Genomic DNA, 17825 nt, shown 5'->3' on the forward strand with positions numbered 1-17825 from the left:
AATGAATTTATTTATTGGGATTGGAAATATTTCAAATATATCTGAATTAAAAATAGCTAAAAATAATCAACCATTTGTAAATGCAACATTATGAACAACAAATATTGGTGCTGAAAAATTACAAAAACAAATCATGGTGATGTTTCAATCATTTGGAAATATTGCATATGAACTTGAACATATTAAAAATGATATTACTAAAACTGATGAATTCTTAGTAATTGGGTTTGCAAATATATCTTCAAATTTTAAAGGTATAAGTATAGAAAAAATTATAAAAATAAATGATAAAACTGATATTAACAATTTCTTTGAAAATGAATTATGGAAAATATTATAGATATAAATGTTTTATTTAATAAATATAAATTGAAATATCCTATTAGTGAGATTAACCAAAAAATTAATCAATTAGTATTGGATAAAAAAATATATTTATTAAATAATGCAAAATTTTCGTATTCTTTTATTAAAGAATACGAAAAAAATGAAGAAAAAATAAATGATTTTGTTAATAAAATCTTAGAATACAGTTACTTTGCTACATTTGTAGACGATAGTCTTTTAAGAAAATATTGTATAGATCTCTATGAGTTTATACATACAGTACAAAAAAAAGATTATAAATTTGAAATATATGGAAATATTATTACTAAAGGATGTAAAATACATATTTGAAAAGAAAATAAATTATCTTTTGAACAAGTTATGAAAATAATTGAAAACTATGATGAAGAAAAACAATGTGAAATACTAAAAAATGAGTATTTTTCATCAAAATTTGAATATTCAAAATATATAGAAGGAAGGTTTAAATAATGACAAATAATGCTGAAACAATATATAAACAGTATTTAGCTTTGGAAAATTTTAATATGTTTTCAAAAGCTGAAATTATTGATAAATTAGCTATTAAATTTGAATTACCAAAAGAGCAAATTTTAAAAATAGTATCTGAGGATCCAAATAGAAATATTTTTAATTTTAAAAATTCAAAAATATTAAAATATAAACCAATTGAGGAATTGGAATTAACAAATTTTACAAATTATTTACAAGGTTTAAATAGAAATTATATTGATTTAAAAAACCTTAAAGAAGAAACTGTTGATATTTTAAAACAAATTAGTGTTGCTGATGAGGTTGAAGAATTCAAAATTAAAGGATTAGTAATTGGAGATATTCAGTCAGGTAAAACTTCTTCAATGGTTGGTTTGATTAATGGAGCTTTTGATATAGGTTATAAATCAGTAATACTTTTATCTGGTTTAATTAATGATTTGCGTGAACAAACAAGTAAAAGGTTAAATCAAGGTTTTGGTGTTGAAAAAGATGAAATTAATTCTTGATTTGATTTAGAAAAACAAGACATTGTAAATCAAACAATAGATGGAGAAATTTCAAAATCAAATTCAACACGTTATATGTTAAACGAAACTAAAAAAACATATTGAGTAACTAAAAAAACAGTTCCTATTTTAAAAACACTAAATTCTTTATTTGATCAATATCATGAGTTTTCACTTAAACCTACAAGCGATGGCAAAGAATCTGATTTAACTAAAACATTAAACTCAAAAATATTAATAATTGATGATGAAGGGGATTTAGCATCTCAAGATGCTTCTTCTGCTTCTTCAGAAAATGTTACAAAAACAAATGCATTAATAATTGAATTGATGAAAAAATTCAAAAAAGTTTCTTATGTTTCTTATACAGCAACTCCGTTTGCTAATTTATTAACAGATAGAGATAAAACTCATGAGGGAGAAACATTATTTCCTGATAAATTTATTTCGTTAATTACACCAGGAATAAACTATACTGGTTTTTCTAAGTTTAATCGTTTATATTCAGAGTTTAATAGTGTTAAATTTCTTAATGAAGAAAAACTAAAAGAATTTAAAAATGATAATTTTATAGATTTTGATAAATACAATGATTTTATTGAGACCATTAAAGTATTTTTATTTACAACAAGTTTATTCAAATTAAACGAAAATTCAATGGTTGTAGAAAATGAATATTTTAAAACAATGTTAATAAACATTGACATAAAAAATGATAATCAAATTCTTTTTAGAAATCATGTTCAAAATATTTTAATGCAAATTAAAAAAGAATTTATGTTTAATACTGAAAGTTTTAAAAATGAATTAGAACAAATTATAAAAGATAAATATTTTAATTTATATTACTTATTTATTGAAAAATTTAATTTTGACTTTTGAAATACTTTTGAACATGTTTTAGATAATGCGGAAATTAAAATTGTTAATAAAGATAATATAGATTCAAAAGTATTTGAAATTGAAACTTCAAAGATTGAAAAGATACAAATAGTAATTGGGGGATTCAAATTATCAAGAGGACTTACAATTCCTGGACTATTCACAACTGTATTTTGAAGAAATACAAATACTTTTGACTCTGCAATGCAAATGTGTAGATGATTTGGTTATAGAGATAATTATTTGGAATACATAACTGTATTTACAACTAAAAAAGCTTGATCAGATTTCTACAGTATGTTTGAAACATATGATGACTTTAAAAAAGAAGTTACGTTCCAAGAAGAACAAGGCCTAAGTGCAGATGAATTTATAATAAAAATTAGTTCTGCTCACAGATTATTACCTACAAGTAAAAATAAAATGAAGGGTGCTGATAAAATATATGATAAATGATCAAAAACTGGAAGAAATCAAATCTATAATTATGATTTAGATGAAAAAATTTTGGAAAATAATTTAAATGTCTTGAGTGAATGAACAAAAGAGATAGAGTTTACAGAATATAAACATAACTTTATAGCACAAAACGTAAAATTTAATAATATTAAAAACTTACTTGAAAACCTAACTTTTGAAAATATGGCAAAACAAAAAATTGATAATCATTGTATGATTTTTGATAAAAATCAATCTGATAAATGAGATGTTGTAATTAAAAATATTCATAGTAAAGCAAATGGTATACATTATTTAAATGAAAATATATCAATCAATTTAAGTAAAAAAAGTTTTGTTTGAAAACATATTGATAATAAAAATATTGCTCATGTTAGAACAATTTTAACAACTGATTTTGAAAATTATTTTTTTGATTTAGAAGATAATAATGTTAACAATCAATATGAATTTAAAAGTAAGTTATTGGATTTAAATCATCCTGTGTTGTTTATTTCATTACTGAAATTTGTAAATGAAGTTGAGGATGAAAATAATCAATCACAATTGCCAGTAGTAGCAATTGCATTTTATAATCCGCATGAAAAGGAAATATATAAATCAAATAAAATTGTTTATATAAATACTTCAGGCCAAGAAATTACTGAGGAAGAAATTTTATCTTAAAACAATAATTCTTTAATTTTATTATTAAAAATATATAAGTAAAAACAAATTAATTTCTAAGATAATATTTTATGAATTATATGAGATATGATAATTAAATGCTTTTAGAATAAATAATGATAAAATTTAAATATCGACTAATTTAGAAAATTATTTGATATTCTATTTGATAATTATTTAAAGATAAATTCTTCAGGTTTTTTGAAGATAGTTTAAATGAGTGAACTGAATCAATTATATTTGCTTATTGGAAATGACTTGATTAACAAATATTAAATAAAGATTTGTTAGAAAATGAATAATGATTAATTCATTTAAATATTTTTATGTTTTAAAAAGTATAAATAGAAAAGAAAATATATGAATAATAGTAAAATAATTAAAATTGGGAATAAAATTAGTATAGAAATATTTTTAGATAAATATAAGGAAATAATTAAAAATATTAATAACTCAAGATCTGCAATTATTGATATTGAAGCTTTTTCTTGAAATGATGATTCAAAGAAAAATGTTAATGATAGAAATCCTTTTATGATTGGTATTGTATTTTTTGAAATCAAGAATTTCAAAATAAATAATGTGCAATATCAACAGCTAATAATTGAACAATTTAATGATAAAAATGATTATTCTGTAAAATTGCAAATTCTTAAAAATAAATTATATTCTTTTATAAAGGAACAAAATATTAATACAATCATTTATTTTGGTGGTCTTTTAGAAAGAAAAAATTTTAAATTTTCTTCAAATAATTATTTTGTTTACGATATATATGATATTTATAAACAAAATTCAGGAGTTGATATTTTAAATAATAAAAAAATTAAAATTAAAAAATTATTAGAAATAATTACTGAATTTAATTTTTCTAATAATATTTCAAGTGACTGAGTTCGTTTAAGTGCAAATAAAGTTTTTAGAGATAAACAAGAATTAGAATTAAAGGATAAAATCTTAAATTATAGTAGAGAAGAATTAGAAATTAATGTAAAGGTGATTGAGATTTTATTGTTAAAATATAATTGTTTAATATAATTGAAGAATAATTTAATTAGGAGAATATATGAAAAAAATTATTGATAATTTATACTTAGGAGATAGACATAGTGCACCAAATGATACACAATTGCGTATTAGTTGTGCTGAGGAAATCTTTTATAATGTAGCAGATGATACAAGTAAAGATATTTATTGAGATAGAGATGAACCTGCAGTTTATTATAAATTTGAAGATTATCCAGATTTTAATAATATGGATATAAATATAATTAAAGATGCTATTAATCAAATAGAAGAAAATATTGATACTAAAAAGATTTATGTTCATTGTTTGTGAGGAGTTAACAGAAGTGCTTCAATAGTATTTATGTATATGGTTCGCAATAACTTAATTGCTGGAAATACATATAAAGAATCACAAAAAGCATTTTGAAGCATTTATCCAGATCACAGTCCAAATCCAGGATGAAAAGAGTTTTTGATTAAAAATTATCCATATAATTTTTAATAGATACCTTTAGTTCTCGATATTAACTAAAATTATCATTATAGATATTATCCTTACAGTTAGTAAGGATTTTTTATTTGTATATAGAAAAAATTTTAAAATTATCTTAAAATTTGGAAAATATAAGATAAAATATCTATGAGGAGGGATGTTTATGGATAAATTATCTAAAAAACAAATTATATTAGATTTAGATGTAAAAAGTAAGGAAGAAGCTTTTACTCAAGTTTCTATTATAGCTAAGAAATTAGGTTTTATAAAAAATGAAAAAATTCTTGAAAAATTATTTTTAGAAAGAGAACTTGAAATTTCGACTGGATTAGAGGAAGGATTTTCAATTCCACATGCAAAGGGACCACAAATATTAAAAAGTGGTATATTTTTTGTAAAATATAAGAATAATTTAGAGTGAGAAACTTTTGATAATAAAGGTGTTAAATTTTCAATTTTTTTATTAATTTCAGAAAATGATTATAATAGCAACCATTTAAAAGTATTAAGTCAGATCTCTATGAAATTGGTTGACAAAGAATATAGACAAAAATTATCTACAACTAATAATGTTGATGAAATTATAAAGTTGTTAGAACATACATTTGAAGAGGAAAAAGAAGAAAAAAATACAAATGATTTAATAACTATATGTGCAATTGTAGCATGTCCAGCAGGATTAGCACATACATATATGGCAAAAAAGTCACTTGAACAAGCAGGTGAAGAATTAAATTTAAATATTATAGTTGAAGCGCATGGCGCAATGGGAATTGAAAATAAAATTAATAATGAAACTATTAATAATTCTCAAGGAGTTATATTAGCAACTGATGTGGGGGTTGATTTAGAAAAACGATTTGATGGTATATATAATTTAAAATCTTCAACAAAAGAAGTAATAAAAGATTCAAAGAAAGTAATTAATACTTTAATTGAAGACTCTAAAAATTTTACTAAAGGTGAAATTAAATTTGATTTAAAACAAAAAGAGGTTCCCAAAGGAAAAAATAAATTTACTAGGTCATTAAATTATGCAAAGAAAGATGTTACAAAACATTTAATGACTGGTATTAGTTATATAATCCCTTTGGCAATTGCAGCTTCAGTATTGATAGGGATATCAAGACTTTTGGCACTAGCAACAGGTTATAATGATTTATGGGCTGAATTTGGAGACAAAACACCTCAGGAAATCTGAGATAACCAAGGATGACTTGCATGATTATGGTCATTGGAATATATGGGGACAAAAATTGGATTAGGAACATTATTTGTACCATTTATTACTGGTTTTATTGCATTTTCAATAGCAGGAAAAGGTGGTTTGACTCCTGGATTCATCGTTGGTTTTATTTGTGTATTTAGAGAAATGGGATTTGTTGGTGGAATGGTTGGTGGACTTACAACTGGTTATATAATTCTGTTAATACAAAAATATGCAATTATTAAAGGCAGTTGATCTTCATTAACTCCAATATTATTTGTACCAGTTTTAGGAACATTACTTGGGGGAACAATTACTTGATTTGCTTATGGTTATCCATTCTACCAATTAAATGTTATATTGAGAGATTCATTAACTAGTTTGACTGATTCTAATGCTGGTGGTGCATTAGTTGCAATGATTTTTGCAGGAATGATTGCATTTGATTTAGGAGGACCAATTAATAAGGCAGCTTATGGAATTAGCGCAGGATTTTTAGCAGAAGCTACACAGCAGGATTTATCTAGTTTTATACCTAATACTGGAGTTCAAATTGCCATTATATTACCACCGTTAGGTTTAGGAATAAGTTCTATAATTGGTAAATGATATTATAGCGATGATTTAAAAGAAAGTGGAAAAGCTGCTTTCATAATGGGAATTGTTGGAGTAAGTGAAGGAGCAATTCCTTTTGCAATCAAAAATCCAATTAGAGTTACTTTATTAAATGTAATTGGATGTATGGTAGCTGCAGCTATGGCTATTACACTTGGAAGTATCAATACAGTAAATCTAAGTGCTGTTTACGCATGAGGATTTCCAATAAAACCCCATTTTTATATATTATCTATTATGGTAGGACTGTCAATTATTGTTATAGGAAATCTTTTCTTTCAAAAAATTTCTTGGCATAAAGAAAACCAAATAAAATTTAAATTATATAGCCCAATTCCAGAAATTACTAATTTTGGAATTAGTATACAAAATATTTTTAGAAAAAAAGATAATAAAAAAATAAAACATTTATCAAGTATTCAAATAGATTTAAATAAAAAAAAGGAGTCAATTGCTAATGAAAAATAAAAATTACTATATTGCCCATACTCATTGAGATAAAGAATGGTATAAAACTTATGAAGAATTTCGTGTTAAATTTTTAAAATATTTTAGAGAAATTTTAGATACTTTAGAAAAAGATAATAATTTTACATCTTTTATGTTTGATGGACAATCATCTGTTATAGAAGATTATCTTCAAATCAATCCAAATGAAATTGAACGAATTAAAAAATTAGTTAAAAGTAAAAGATTAAGATTAGGACCGTGATTTACGCTTCCTGACAATTATTTAACAAGTGGAGAGTCTCTCGGTAGAAATTTACTAATTGGTTCAAATATAGCAGAAGATTTTGGTTATAGCCAAGAAGTTTGTTATATTCCCGATTCTTTTGGACAATGTGCAAATATGCCACAATTAATAAAATCGATGGCATTAAAAGGAGCAATATTTTGAAGAGGAGTTGATTCAAAATCAACTGAAAAAGGATATTTTAAATGAAAAGGTTCTGATAGTACTGAAGTGATAGCTGTTCATTTACCATTAGGATATGGATATTCTAAAAAAATTCCTGAAGATGGTACTCATATTGAATATATTAATGAAATTGAATCAATGTTACAAAAAAAATATGTTGATAATAAACTTCTATTTATGGGTGGTTCAGATCATGAACCAATTCAAAAGAAATTACCTGAATTATTAAAAGAAATTAATTTATATTATAAAGAAAATGATATTGATTCAGAAATATTTATTTCAAATATTGATGACTATTTTGATGATTTAATAAAAGATATCGATGAAAGAACTTTGGAATACGTAGATGGAGAATTAAGAAGTGCTGGTGATCAAAGAATTCATTATGGAGATGCTTCAAGTAGAATGGATTTAAAACAGTTAAATCGAAATATAGAATTTAAATTATCTGAACTTCTTGAACCAATTTTGACAATTGGAAAAATATATTTTGATATAAAGTATGATAATAATTTAGTTAACTACATTTGAAAGTTATTATTTGCAAACCAAGCTCATGATTCTGCTTGTGCAACTTGTACTGATGAAGCTCATGAAGATATTAAAAATAGATATAATCGCGCAAATCAAATTATTGATGAATTAATTTTAACTACTAATAAGGAAATTTTTTCAAAAATAAATTTTAAAGACTTTGGGAAACCTATTATTTTATATAATACAAATGTTGCAAAGAGATTATCTGAAATTGTAAATATTGAAATTATTTCTAAAACAAGTGATTTTAGAATACTTGATGAAATTGGAAATTTAATTAATTTTGATTTAGTAGAACAAGTTGAAATTGATATGGTTCAAGAAAATATTGATTATTGTAACTATTTAAGCATGGTTTCTGCTGCAGAAGATTATAAAAATGAAAATAAGGGAGAAAATTTTTCAAATTTTTCAAACGTTATGTATAAGAGTTTAATAGCAATTGACTCAAATAAAATTTCGGGATTATCTTTTAAAATAGTCTATATAAATGAACAACCTTCAAATAGCAAAATAATTCAAACAATTGATGCAGATACTACATTTGAAAATAATTTTGCAAAGTATTTAATTCAAAAAAATGGAACTCTTAAGATTATTACAAAAGATATGACTTATGATAATTTACTTTATTTTGAATCTGTTGGAGATGATGGCGATTCATATGATTATTCTCCACCATTAAAAGATACAAAATTCAATACTTTAAATAGTGAACCAAAAATTGAAGTTATTAAATCAAATGATTTTCTAAAAAAAATATCTATTAAACATGAAATGTTATTACCAAAATCATTAAATAAGGATAGGATTTCAAGATCAAATGATTTAATAAAAAATGAATATGAATTAATAGTTACTTTTTGAAAGAAAAAAGAAACTGTTGATGTTGAAGTTAATATTAAAAATAATTCAATTGAGCACATGTTATCTTTAAATTTAGGAATTAATGAGAAAGTCTTAACAAATATTGCAGGACAACAATTTGGAAATATTAAAAGAATAAATACACTTGAGATAAAAAAAGACTGAAAAGAATCACAAAGGAATATAGATTATGGTCTTTACCCATTTCAAAAATTTGTTTCATTACAGAGTGAAAAGAATGGATTGATAATTGGTACTCATGATTCAAGTGAATATAATATATATGATGATCAAACATTAAGAATAATATTATTTAGATCTTATGAATATATGGGTAAACCAAATTTAGAATTCCGCCCAGGAAGACCATCTGGAATATTTTGAAAAACTCCAGAGTCAAAAATGTTAAAACCTTTAAACTATAAAATTAAATTACTATCTTTTAACGGTAATAAAGAAAGTAATAAAGCAATAACATTAATAAAAGAAGAAATTAGACAACCAGTAAATTTTGAAGTTATTGAAGATATATTTTTCAAAAAAGCTGAAGAATCAATTAATATTTTTTCAGAGACATTAATTTCTACAAATGAAAGTGGCATTAATATGTCAGCTTTAAAAATATCTGAAAAAAAAGATAAAGAAATTATTTTTAGATTTTATAATCATTCAAATGCAGATATTAATGATGTAAATTTTAATTTAGATAAAAAGATTAAGAAAATATCATTCTCAAACTTTAAAGAACAAAGTTTTAAAAATAGAGAACTTTCTTTAGAAGAAAATAAAATTGTTATTCCAAAAATTCGTAAAAATGAGTTTTTAACTTTAAAATTAGAATTCTAAAAAATGATATAATATCAAAGGTGAAATAAATGAAAAATAATTTTAGTAGTCTTATAAAGAAAAATACAGATAAATTTTCAAAAAAAGAAAATAAAATTATTGAATATATAAATAATAATTTAGATAAGATAGATTTTATTTTATTAAATGATATTATAGAAAATTGTGATATTGGTTATTCGACATTCTATGGATTTTTAAAAAAAATTAAATTAGATAATTTTAAAGCATTGATTTTAAGTGTAAAAAAAGATCTTATTGATAATGAAATAGCTTCAAATTTTATTAAAAATGGAGCAGAAGAATCACTTATTTTAGTTCACTATTTTAAATTACTAAAATTAAATTCTGAAAAATTTAATCATGATTTAATAGAAGCAATAATAAAGAATATTTTTAAAGCAAATCATATATATTTTATAGGTCTTGGAGAAAGTTACCTTACAGCAATGCTTTTTTCAAATAGACTCTCAAGATTTGGTTTTAAAACTTCAGTTATTGATAGAGAAAGTGGTCAGATGCTTGTTAAAGCAATGACAATGGATAAAAATGATTTGTTATTTGCAATATCAATGAGTGGAGAAACAAAAATAATCTTAAATGCAATTGAAATTGCAAAAGAAAATGGAACAACTATAATTGGTTTAAGCGAAAGAGGAGGTCATATGGAAAAACTATGTGATATATCTGCTCTTTTACAATTTATAGTTTCTGATAAGATGCTAGATGAAGCATATATAAGTAATATGCTTCCAATGATTTATTTTATAGATGTAATATCAAAATTTATTGTTGAAAAAGATGAAAAGTTTATAAAACATAGACAAAAAACATCTGATGTAATTTCATTGAAAACAAAATTTTCAAATAATAAAAATAACTAATAAGTAAGAATTGAGTATAAATTTATACTTATAACTTGCTTTTTTTTTTTTTTTTCTAAAATTAGTCTTATATTTAGGAGGAAATATGAAAAGAATATTAAATTTATTAGCAATTACAGGTTTGCTTGCAACAACCAGTGCAACAGTAATTTCATGTAAACCAAATGAACCTATCAATAGTGATCCATATGAAAATATGTCAGTTGACCAATTAGAATTAATTTTAGAGCAAAAACAAGACCAAGAAAATGATTTTGATTTTGAATCTTATTTTAAAGAACAATATAATTATTTAATTGAAATTGGTTATGAAGGTAAAATAATATGAAATGAAGAAAATGGGATTTGAGAACAAAGTGATGATTGAGAAGAAACACCAGAAGAATGATCTATTTTTATTAAGCAAATTGGAACTTTTGAAAAAAATAGTAAAACTTTAGCAAATTTACAAAAAATTCAATTAGATATTGACGAAGTAAATTATAGAATCTATTTATTGGATGATTCTCATGAAACTAATATGGTATCAGCAGAAGTCTTAATTAATTATATTTCAGATTGAAAAACAGCAGAAACTGAAGATAATTATGAAGTTCTTTTATCTGAATATGCTTATTCATATGCAGATAAAATTATTGAAAGATATTCATAGAAAATTATTTAAATAAATCAAAGTTTTTTTAATAAAACCACTTTATAAAGTGGTTTTATTTTTATATAATATAGAAACAAATAGAGAGCATTGGTGAAGTTTTATGTCCAATTCATTTAAAAGAATTAAAAATCAAACATTATTTGTAGGTTTTCCATTAGCTTTAATTTCAAGTTTTGATAATAAATACCAAGAAAATATTACTCCAATTTCAAGTTTTTTTTCTTTAAATAATACAATAGTTTTTGCAATTGGAAAGAAATCACAATGTTATGAAAACATTAAATTTTCTTCAAATGTTATTGTAAATATTCCTGACTTTTCAAGTTGAGAAAAAGTTGAAAAAATGGCAGAGATCTATTATCGTTTTTCAAAAGAAGAATCAAAAAATAATGATCATTTTAAAAAAATTAATGATGAATTTGATAAACTTGGTTTTACAAAGTTAGAGTCACCATTTCAAGGATTATCAAGAATTGAAGAATGTCCAATTTCAATTGATTTAAGGATTAAAAAAATTATTCCAGATAATGAATTCATGTTAGTAACTGGAGACATTTATGGAGTTCATGTTCATCAAGAACTATTAGATGAAAATGATAATATTGATTCAAAAAAATGAGAACCTTTAATTTATAAATTAAAAGAATATACAAAAACAGATCCTAATCCTTTAGGAAAACATATTGCAAAATAAACTTCTAAGAAAGTTTATTTTTTATTTTGTATATACAACTTAAATTTATTAAACTAATCTAATTATTTATATAAATATAAAATTATAAATAGGAGGAAAGTATATGAATTTAAAAGTCGAATATACAAATTTTAATCCAAATAATCGTCGTGTTGAAGAATCAAATTTAACAATAGCTAACGGTTATATTGGAATGAGAGGCTCATTTGAAGAGGGTACTGCTTTAAATATTGATTCAGTTGAAGGAACTTACTTAAATGCTTTTTATGATTTTTTTGATATTACTTATGCTGCAAAGTATACTGGATATCCAGATTTATATCAAAGAATGGTTCCTTTAGTAAATATGCAAAATCTTGAATTATTGATTGACAATCAACGTTATTTATTTGATGGTAAAAATATTGAAAACTATAATTTAAGATTGGATATGACAAATGGACAATTAATTAGAACTTATAAATTAAATTTAAATAATAATGAATACATTGAATTTGAGTTTAAAAAGATGTTAAGTCAAGTAAACTATGAATTATTTTTACAAAATATTAATATTAATTTTTGTTTTAATAATCCAAAATCAGTGCAAATTAATTTTCCAGTTATTTTTAAAGAATTAGATGTTGATAAAGGAATTCCAAATGACCCAAGAAATAAAGTAAAGGGTGATGATGCTTTTAAACAATTGAACAAAATTGTAGAAAAATCATATCAAGCAATTGAATATCAAACAATTAATAGTGATTTAAAAATGGTATATGCTACAAAAATTAAAGGTTTAGAAGATTTTGAATATAGTGAAACTGTAGAAGGAATGAGTTTTTCAAAAACTATTGAAAAACAATCAATAAATATTGAAAAAACTTCAATCATGTATGATCAAAGATTTGAAGAAACTAACTTAAAGAATGCTTTAACTAAATTAGAAGAATATTGTCAACAAAACTATTCATTTTATGTTGCAAAAAATGAACTATTCTTTAATGAATTTTGATTAAAAGCAAATTCATTTTTTGGAACTAAAAATGATAAATTACATACTGCCAATAACTTTAATATGTTTCAGTTATATACAAATATTGGAAAATTACCTTGAACAAATGTAGCTGCTAAAGGATTAAGCGGAGAAGGATATGCAGGTCATTATTTTTGAGATTCAGAAATTTATATCATTACTGCTTTAACTTTATTTGATCCACAACTTGCAAGAGCCATGTTAATGTTTCGATACAATACTTTAGATGGAGCTCGCAATATTGCTCGCCTATTAAATCATCCAAAAGGAGCTTTATATCCTTGAAGAACAATTAATGGAAATGAAACAAGTACTTATTATCCAGCAGGAACTGCTCAATATCATATTAATGGTGATATTTCATATACTATTATCAATTACTTTAAAGCAACTAAAGATGAAGAATTCTTATTCAATTATGGAATTGATGTTTTAGTAGAAACTGCACGAGTTTGAGCAGATAAAATTGTAGTTTATAATGGACAAGCTCATATTAACTCTGTAACTGGGCCTGATGAATATCAAATTATTGTCAATGATGATTATTGAACCAATTGTGTAGCTCAATTTAACTTAAATTGAGCTGTCAAAGTATTGGAAATGTTAAAAGAAAGTAATCAAAATTTATATGAACAAAAAATTAAAGATTTAAAGATTGATATAGGAGAAGTAAATCTGTGAAAATCATTGGCACCATTAATTTACTTTAATTATGACCAAGATTTAGATTTAAATCCTCAACATGATAATTTTATGAAACGAAAACCAGTTACAAAAGAAATTATTGAAAAACATAAACCATTTTTAAGAAAATTACATCCTTTATCAATTAATAGTTATCGAGTTACTAAACAAGCTGACGTTGTTCTTGCCAATTTATTTTTCTATGATAAAAATAAACTTAAAACTATGGAAAACAACTGACATTTTTATGATTCAACAGATACAGCAGATAGTAGTTTATCAAAATGTATTTATGCAATAATGGCTGCTAGATTAAAAATTGATGATTTTGGCTTTGAATATTTTAAAGAATCAATCAACTTAGATTTATATGATACTCATAAAAATACTGATAGAGGATTGCATATGGCCAATATGGCAGGAGTTAGAATGTTTATCATTTATGGACTGTTGGGAATTAATATTGAAAAAGAATATTTAGAAATTGATCCACGATATAATGACATTATTGATGAATACAACATTAATGTAGTTTATCAAAATGTACTTTTAAATTTTAGTGTTAAAAATAAAAAAATAATGATTACTACAAATGAAAAACAATCAATAAATATTAAGTTTAAATCACAAATATATACTTTAGAAAAAGAACTTGAATTGACAATTTAATGAAATTGCCCAAGTTAGCGATTTTTGATTGTGATGGAGTTATTACAAAAACAGCTCACCTTCATTATTTCGCTTGAAAACAAATTGCACTTGAAAAATTAGGTATAGATTTAGATGAAACTTATTTAGATATTTTTAGAGGTCTTTCAAGAATTGATAGTTTAAAAAAAATATTAGCAGCTTTTCCAGAGATTAAATTAACTAAAAAAGAAGAACAAGAATTTATTAATCTTAAAAATGATTATTATAAAGAATTAATTAAAGATAAAAATAATATTGAATTATTGACAAATACAGTTGAATTTATAAAGCAATTAAAAAAACAAAAAGTTTTAATTGCTTTAGCTTCAACAAGTCGCAATTCAAAAACTTTGTTAGAATTGTTTGAAATTGACAATTTGTTTGACTATATTGTTGATCCTGATGATATTGCCACTCACAAACCAAACCCTGAAATCTTTTTAAATGCTGCACAACATTTTAACATTAATCCCAGTGATTGTTGAGGGATTGAAGATGCCAATGTTGGAGTTGAAGCAATTAAAAGAGCAAATATGTTTTGTATTGGAATTGGTAGTAAGAGTGAAGTAGGTAATGCCGATATTGTATTTGACAATTGTGATCAATTAAATTTAGATGAAATTTTAAATCAATAATAAAAAAATCAAACTGTTTAATAAACAGTTTGATTTTTTATATTTTTATAATGTATAGAAAGATTTTTTATAAAATATGGTTCCAATATAGCCATAGGCAAATAGGGGGAAGTTTAAGGTTAACAGTTGGATAAAAGATAATCATTGCAAAACTGTAATGTTATGTTCTTGATCAATATTGTGTAGAATTCTTTGAGTCAATATTATATGAATAATAAATAATATTAAACTCACAAGTGAAATGATAATTAAAATTCATCAAAAATCAAATGGTTTTGTAACTGCCACAAATATTGTTCCCAAGATTAAACTTCCAGTTCATATACCCCCAAGTGCATAACCACCTTTAGTTACTTGTTCTGATTTATCAACTAATCTTGCCATATTTTACTTCCATTCTATATTTATTATAATGTAGCTGTTTTTAATTTAGATTTTTTTTCTTTTTTTGCTTCAAGTTTTTTTAAGTCTGCTTCTGTTGGAATATAGTTTGGATCGTATTTTTTAAATACAGGCATTTTTCCAAAGATAATTGATAAAATAATTGCCACAGAAGCATTAATAATATTGGCAATAAAGAACCACAAGTAACCTGTACCAGGTCAAGTTGTAACCCCATCAGCTTTAGAAGTGATTTGCACACTTAAGAATCCCAATCAACTACCATTTCCAATTGATTGAGCAGTAACTCCAGAGATTACAAGCAATTCTAATGAAATTGCTGCTGAAATTGATCCTGCCAAGAATGGGAATAAGTATTTTAGATTTACTCCATATAAAGCAGGTTCAGTAACTCCTAAATAAGCTGCTACAACTGATGATGAGCCAATTTCTTTAGCTTTTGGATCTTTACGATTTAAGATCATTCACCCAATTACAGCACTACCTTGACCAATTGCTTGGGCACAAACTGACATAAAGATGAAATCTCCTCCGTTATTGGCAACATTTTGAATCATTACTGCATTTAGTAAGTGATGCATTCCCGTAATTACAAGACCTGCATGCAATCCCCCAATTATAACAGCAAAGAAATATTTGGCAATTGAGTTTGTTAATGCTCATTTGAAAGCTAAACCAATTGCACTACCAACAATATAACCTGCTGGACCAATTAAGAATAATCCAATAGTGTAAGTGGCCAAAACTGTTACAGTTGGTACAGAAATTTGATTGATAACATTTGGACTAACTCTTTTAATCCAATTATTAATATAGGCTCCAATGACCCCAATTCCAATTGCTGGAATTACTTGAGACGTATAGGCTATTTTTCAAGGATATTTCATAAATCCTCAATCAAAACTAACATCTTTTCCAGCATTTTCAAGTTCTTTTACAATATCTCAAATCCATAAACTCTTAATATTGGTATCATTAAAGACGTCATAAACGTTTAACATTGGTGAAATTAACAGAGTTAATCCAACAATGATTCCCAGGATTTCGTCTGCTCCCATTTTTTTGAAGATACTTCAACAAATATGAACGGGTAGCCATCAAAAACAGGCTTGGGCTGGTATTCATAAAAATCCATTTAATCCATTCATAAATTGTGACATTGCAACCATACTTCATCCAACTAAAGGATTTCCATTTTCATCAAATCCTCTAAAGAATGTTTCACTAAAGGTTGCTTCAAAAATATTTCTTATTCCAAGTATAATACCCCCAGATACAAGGACTGGTACTATTGGAATAAAGATATCTGACATGTAATTTAAAAATCTTTTAAAGAAATTTTCTTTTTGATTTAGAATACCTTTTACATCACTTTTTGTAGATTTTTCTAAACCAAATCTTGCAATAAATTTATCATAAATTTTTGCAACATCAGTTCCAAAGACAATTTGATATTGACCTGAAGCTGTAAAAGCACCTTTTACTCCTTCAAGGTTTTTAATAATATCTTCTTTAATTAATGTACTGTCTTTTGGAACAATTCTAAGTCGAGTTAAACAGTGAGTTGAATATGATATGTTGTCTTTTCCTCCAAGTGATTGCATTAAAGTATCTAGATATTTATCATCAACAATATCTAATAATTTAACTTTAGCCATTATTTATTGATCATTGCAAAACTTGCAAAATCCTCATCTAATGTTTCAATCACTTTTGAGTCTTCTTCAAATGAAGTTCCATTTTCATTTAAAATTCCTACAACTTTTGTTTTTAAATATTCAACTTTAAGATACATTCTATCTCCTGACTCACCTCAAAGGATAACTCCATCCTTATCTACTGCAGGTTTTCCACTAGAATTTAGTACTGAGATGGAATAAGTTTCAACTATGTAAATAGCTTCTCGTTCTATATACTCATTACTATTTGCGGGTATTATTGAATTTTGATCTTTAATTTCTTTATAAACATCATCATATAAATCTTTTATATTGTCATATGCTTTTAGATCTTCTAAATTAATGTTTATAATTTCTTGTAATTTACCATCATCTTGCTTATATTTGACACTATAAACATCTCCCGTACAAGCAACTACAATTGCTGAACTGCTTGAAATTAGTGAAAAACTTGCCAATAATGTTAACAACTTTTTCAAAATATTTTTTTCCTTTCCTTGGTAACTTATACCTAATATTATTGTAAGAAACTAGGGGGTTTTTACAACAAGTAGTGTTTAAGGGGTTTTAATAAAAAAAAAAAAAAAATACCAATAAATAGGGTATTTTTGGAAAAACATTTTATTTATGAAATAT

The 17825-nt window shown here is 24.3% G+C and carries 15 protein-coding genes; 12 read left to right on the forward strand and 3 right to left on the reverse strand.

From position 1 onward, the window contains the following. Position 1: 1 nt before the first annotated feature. From SCULI_RS02240 to pgmB, 12 genes are all read left to right on the forward strand, one after another. On the forward strand, positions 2 to 340 hold the full coding sequence (locus SCULI_RS02240; protein ID WP_025363011.1) for a hypothetical protein: 339 nt from the start codon (positions 2 to 4) through the stop codon (positions 338 to 340). Next, positions 325 to 819, forward strand: coding sequence for a hypothetical protein (locus SCULI_RS02245; RefSeq protein WP_025363012.1), 495 nt, complete (start codon positions 325 to 327; stop codon positions 817 to 819). Before SCULI_RS02240 ends, SCULI_RS02245 begins: the two co-directional genes overlap by 16 nt. Beyond that, positions 819 to 3356, forward strand: a complete 2538-nt coding sequence (locus SCULI_RS02250) for a Z1 domain-containing protein (protein WP_025363013.1) — start codon at positions 819 to 821, stop codon at positions 3354 to 3356. Before SCULI_RS02245 ends, SCULI_RS02250 begins: the two co-directional genes overlap by 1 nt. Before the next feature lie 360 nt (positions 3357 to 3716). Then, positions 3717 to 4394 carry a hypothetical protein gene (locus SCULI_RS02255; protein ID WP_025363014.1) on the forward strand — a complete coding sequence of 226 codons (678 nt, stop codon included), beginning with the start codon at positions 3717 to 3719 and terminating at the stop codon, positions 4392 to 4394. Positions 4395 to 4422: 28 nt separating this feature from the next. Continuing rightward, entirely contained in the window at positions 4423 to 4866 is a 444-nt protein-coding gene (locus tag SCULI_RS02260) for a dual specificity protein phosphatase family protein (RefSeq protein WP_025363015.1), read from the forward strand. Positions 4867 to 5020: 154 nt separating this feature from the next. Next, on the forward strand, positions 5021 to 7147 hold the full coding sequence (locus SCULI_RS02265; protein ID WP_025363016.1) for a fructose-specific PTS transporter subunit EIIC: 2127 nt from the start codon (positions 5021 to 5023) through the stop codon (positions 7145 to 7147). Beyond that, positions 7137 to 9851, forward strand: a complete 2715-nt coding sequence (locus tag SCULI_RS02270) for a glycoside hydrolase family 38 N-terminal domain-containing protein (protein WP_025363017.1) — start codon at positions 7137 to 7139, stop codon at positions 9849 to 9851. Before SCULI_RS02265 ends, SCULI_RS02270 begins: the two co-directional genes overlap by 11 nt. A gap of 29 nt (positions 9852 to 9880) precedes the next feature. Further along, positions 9881 to 10735, forward strand: coding sequence for a MurR/RpiR family transcriptional regulator (locus SCULI_RS02275; protein WP_025363018.1), 855 nt, complete (start codon positions 9881 to 9883; stop codon positions 10733 to 10735). Between the two features lie 85 nt (positions 10736 to 10820). Further along, a complete protein-coding gene (locus SCULI_RS02280) occupies positions 10821 to 11387 on the forward strand; it encodes a lipoprotein (RefSeq protein ID WP_025363019.1) in 567 nt (188 codons plus the stop codon). A 103-nt stretch (positions 11388 to 11490) separates the two neighbouring features. After that, entirely contained in the window at positions 11491 to 12084 is a 594-nt protein-coding gene (locus SCULI_RS02285) for a flavin reductase family protein (RefSeq protein ID WP_025363020.1), read from the forward strand. Positions 12085 to 12187: 103 nt separating this feature from the next. Continuing rightward, entirely contained in the window at positions 12188 to 14452 is a 2265-nt protein-coding gene (locus SCULI_RS02290; RefSeq protein WP_025363021.1) for a glycoside hydrolase family 65 protein, read from the forward strand. Then, positions 14452 to 15108, forward strand: a complete 657-nt coding sequence (pgmB, locus tag SCULI_RS02295; RefSeq protein ID WP_025363022.1) for a beta-phosphoglucomutase — start codon at positions 14452 to 14454, stop codon at positions 15106 to 15108. The genes SCULI_RS02290 and pgmB overlap by 1 nt, the downstream gene beginning before the upstream one ends. Before the next feature lie 45 nt (positions 15109 to 15153). Here pgmB and SCULI_RS02300 read toward each other — a convergent pair whose 3' ends face one another. From SCULI_RS02300 to SCULI_RS02310, 3 genes are read right to left on the reverse strand one after another with little or no spacing between them, the layout of a single operon-like run. Then, entirely contained in the window at positions 15154 to 15492 is a 339-nt protein-coding gene (locus SCULI_RS02300; RefSeq protein ID WP_025363023.1) for a hypothetical protein, read from the reverse strand. A gap of 23 nt (positions 15493 to 15515) precedes the next feature. After that, the gene (locus SCULI_RS02305) at positions 15516 to 17168 is read right to left on the reverse strand and encodes a PTS transporter subunit EIIC (RefSeq protein WP_025363024.1); all 1653 of its coding nucleotides are present in this window, start codon (positions 17166 to 17168) and stop codon (positions 15516 to 15518) included. Then, the gene (locus tag SCULI_RS02310; protein ID WP_025363025.1) at positions 17168 to 17668 is read right to left on the reverse strand and encodes a lipoprotein; all 501 of its coding nucleotides are present in this window, start codon (positions 17666 to 17668) and stop codon (positions 17168 to 17170) included. The genes SCULI_RS02305 and SCULI_RS02310 overlap by 1 nt, the downstream gene beginning before the upstream one ends. Positions 17669 to 17825 lie beyond the last annotated feature (157 nt).

It is taken from the genome of Spiroplasma culicicola AES-1 (assembly GCF_000565175.1).
In the GTDB taxonomy this organism is placed as follows: domain Bacteria; phylum Bacillota_I; class Bacilli_A; order Mycoplasmatales; family Mycoplasmataceae; genus Spiroplasma_A; species Spiroplasma_A culicicola.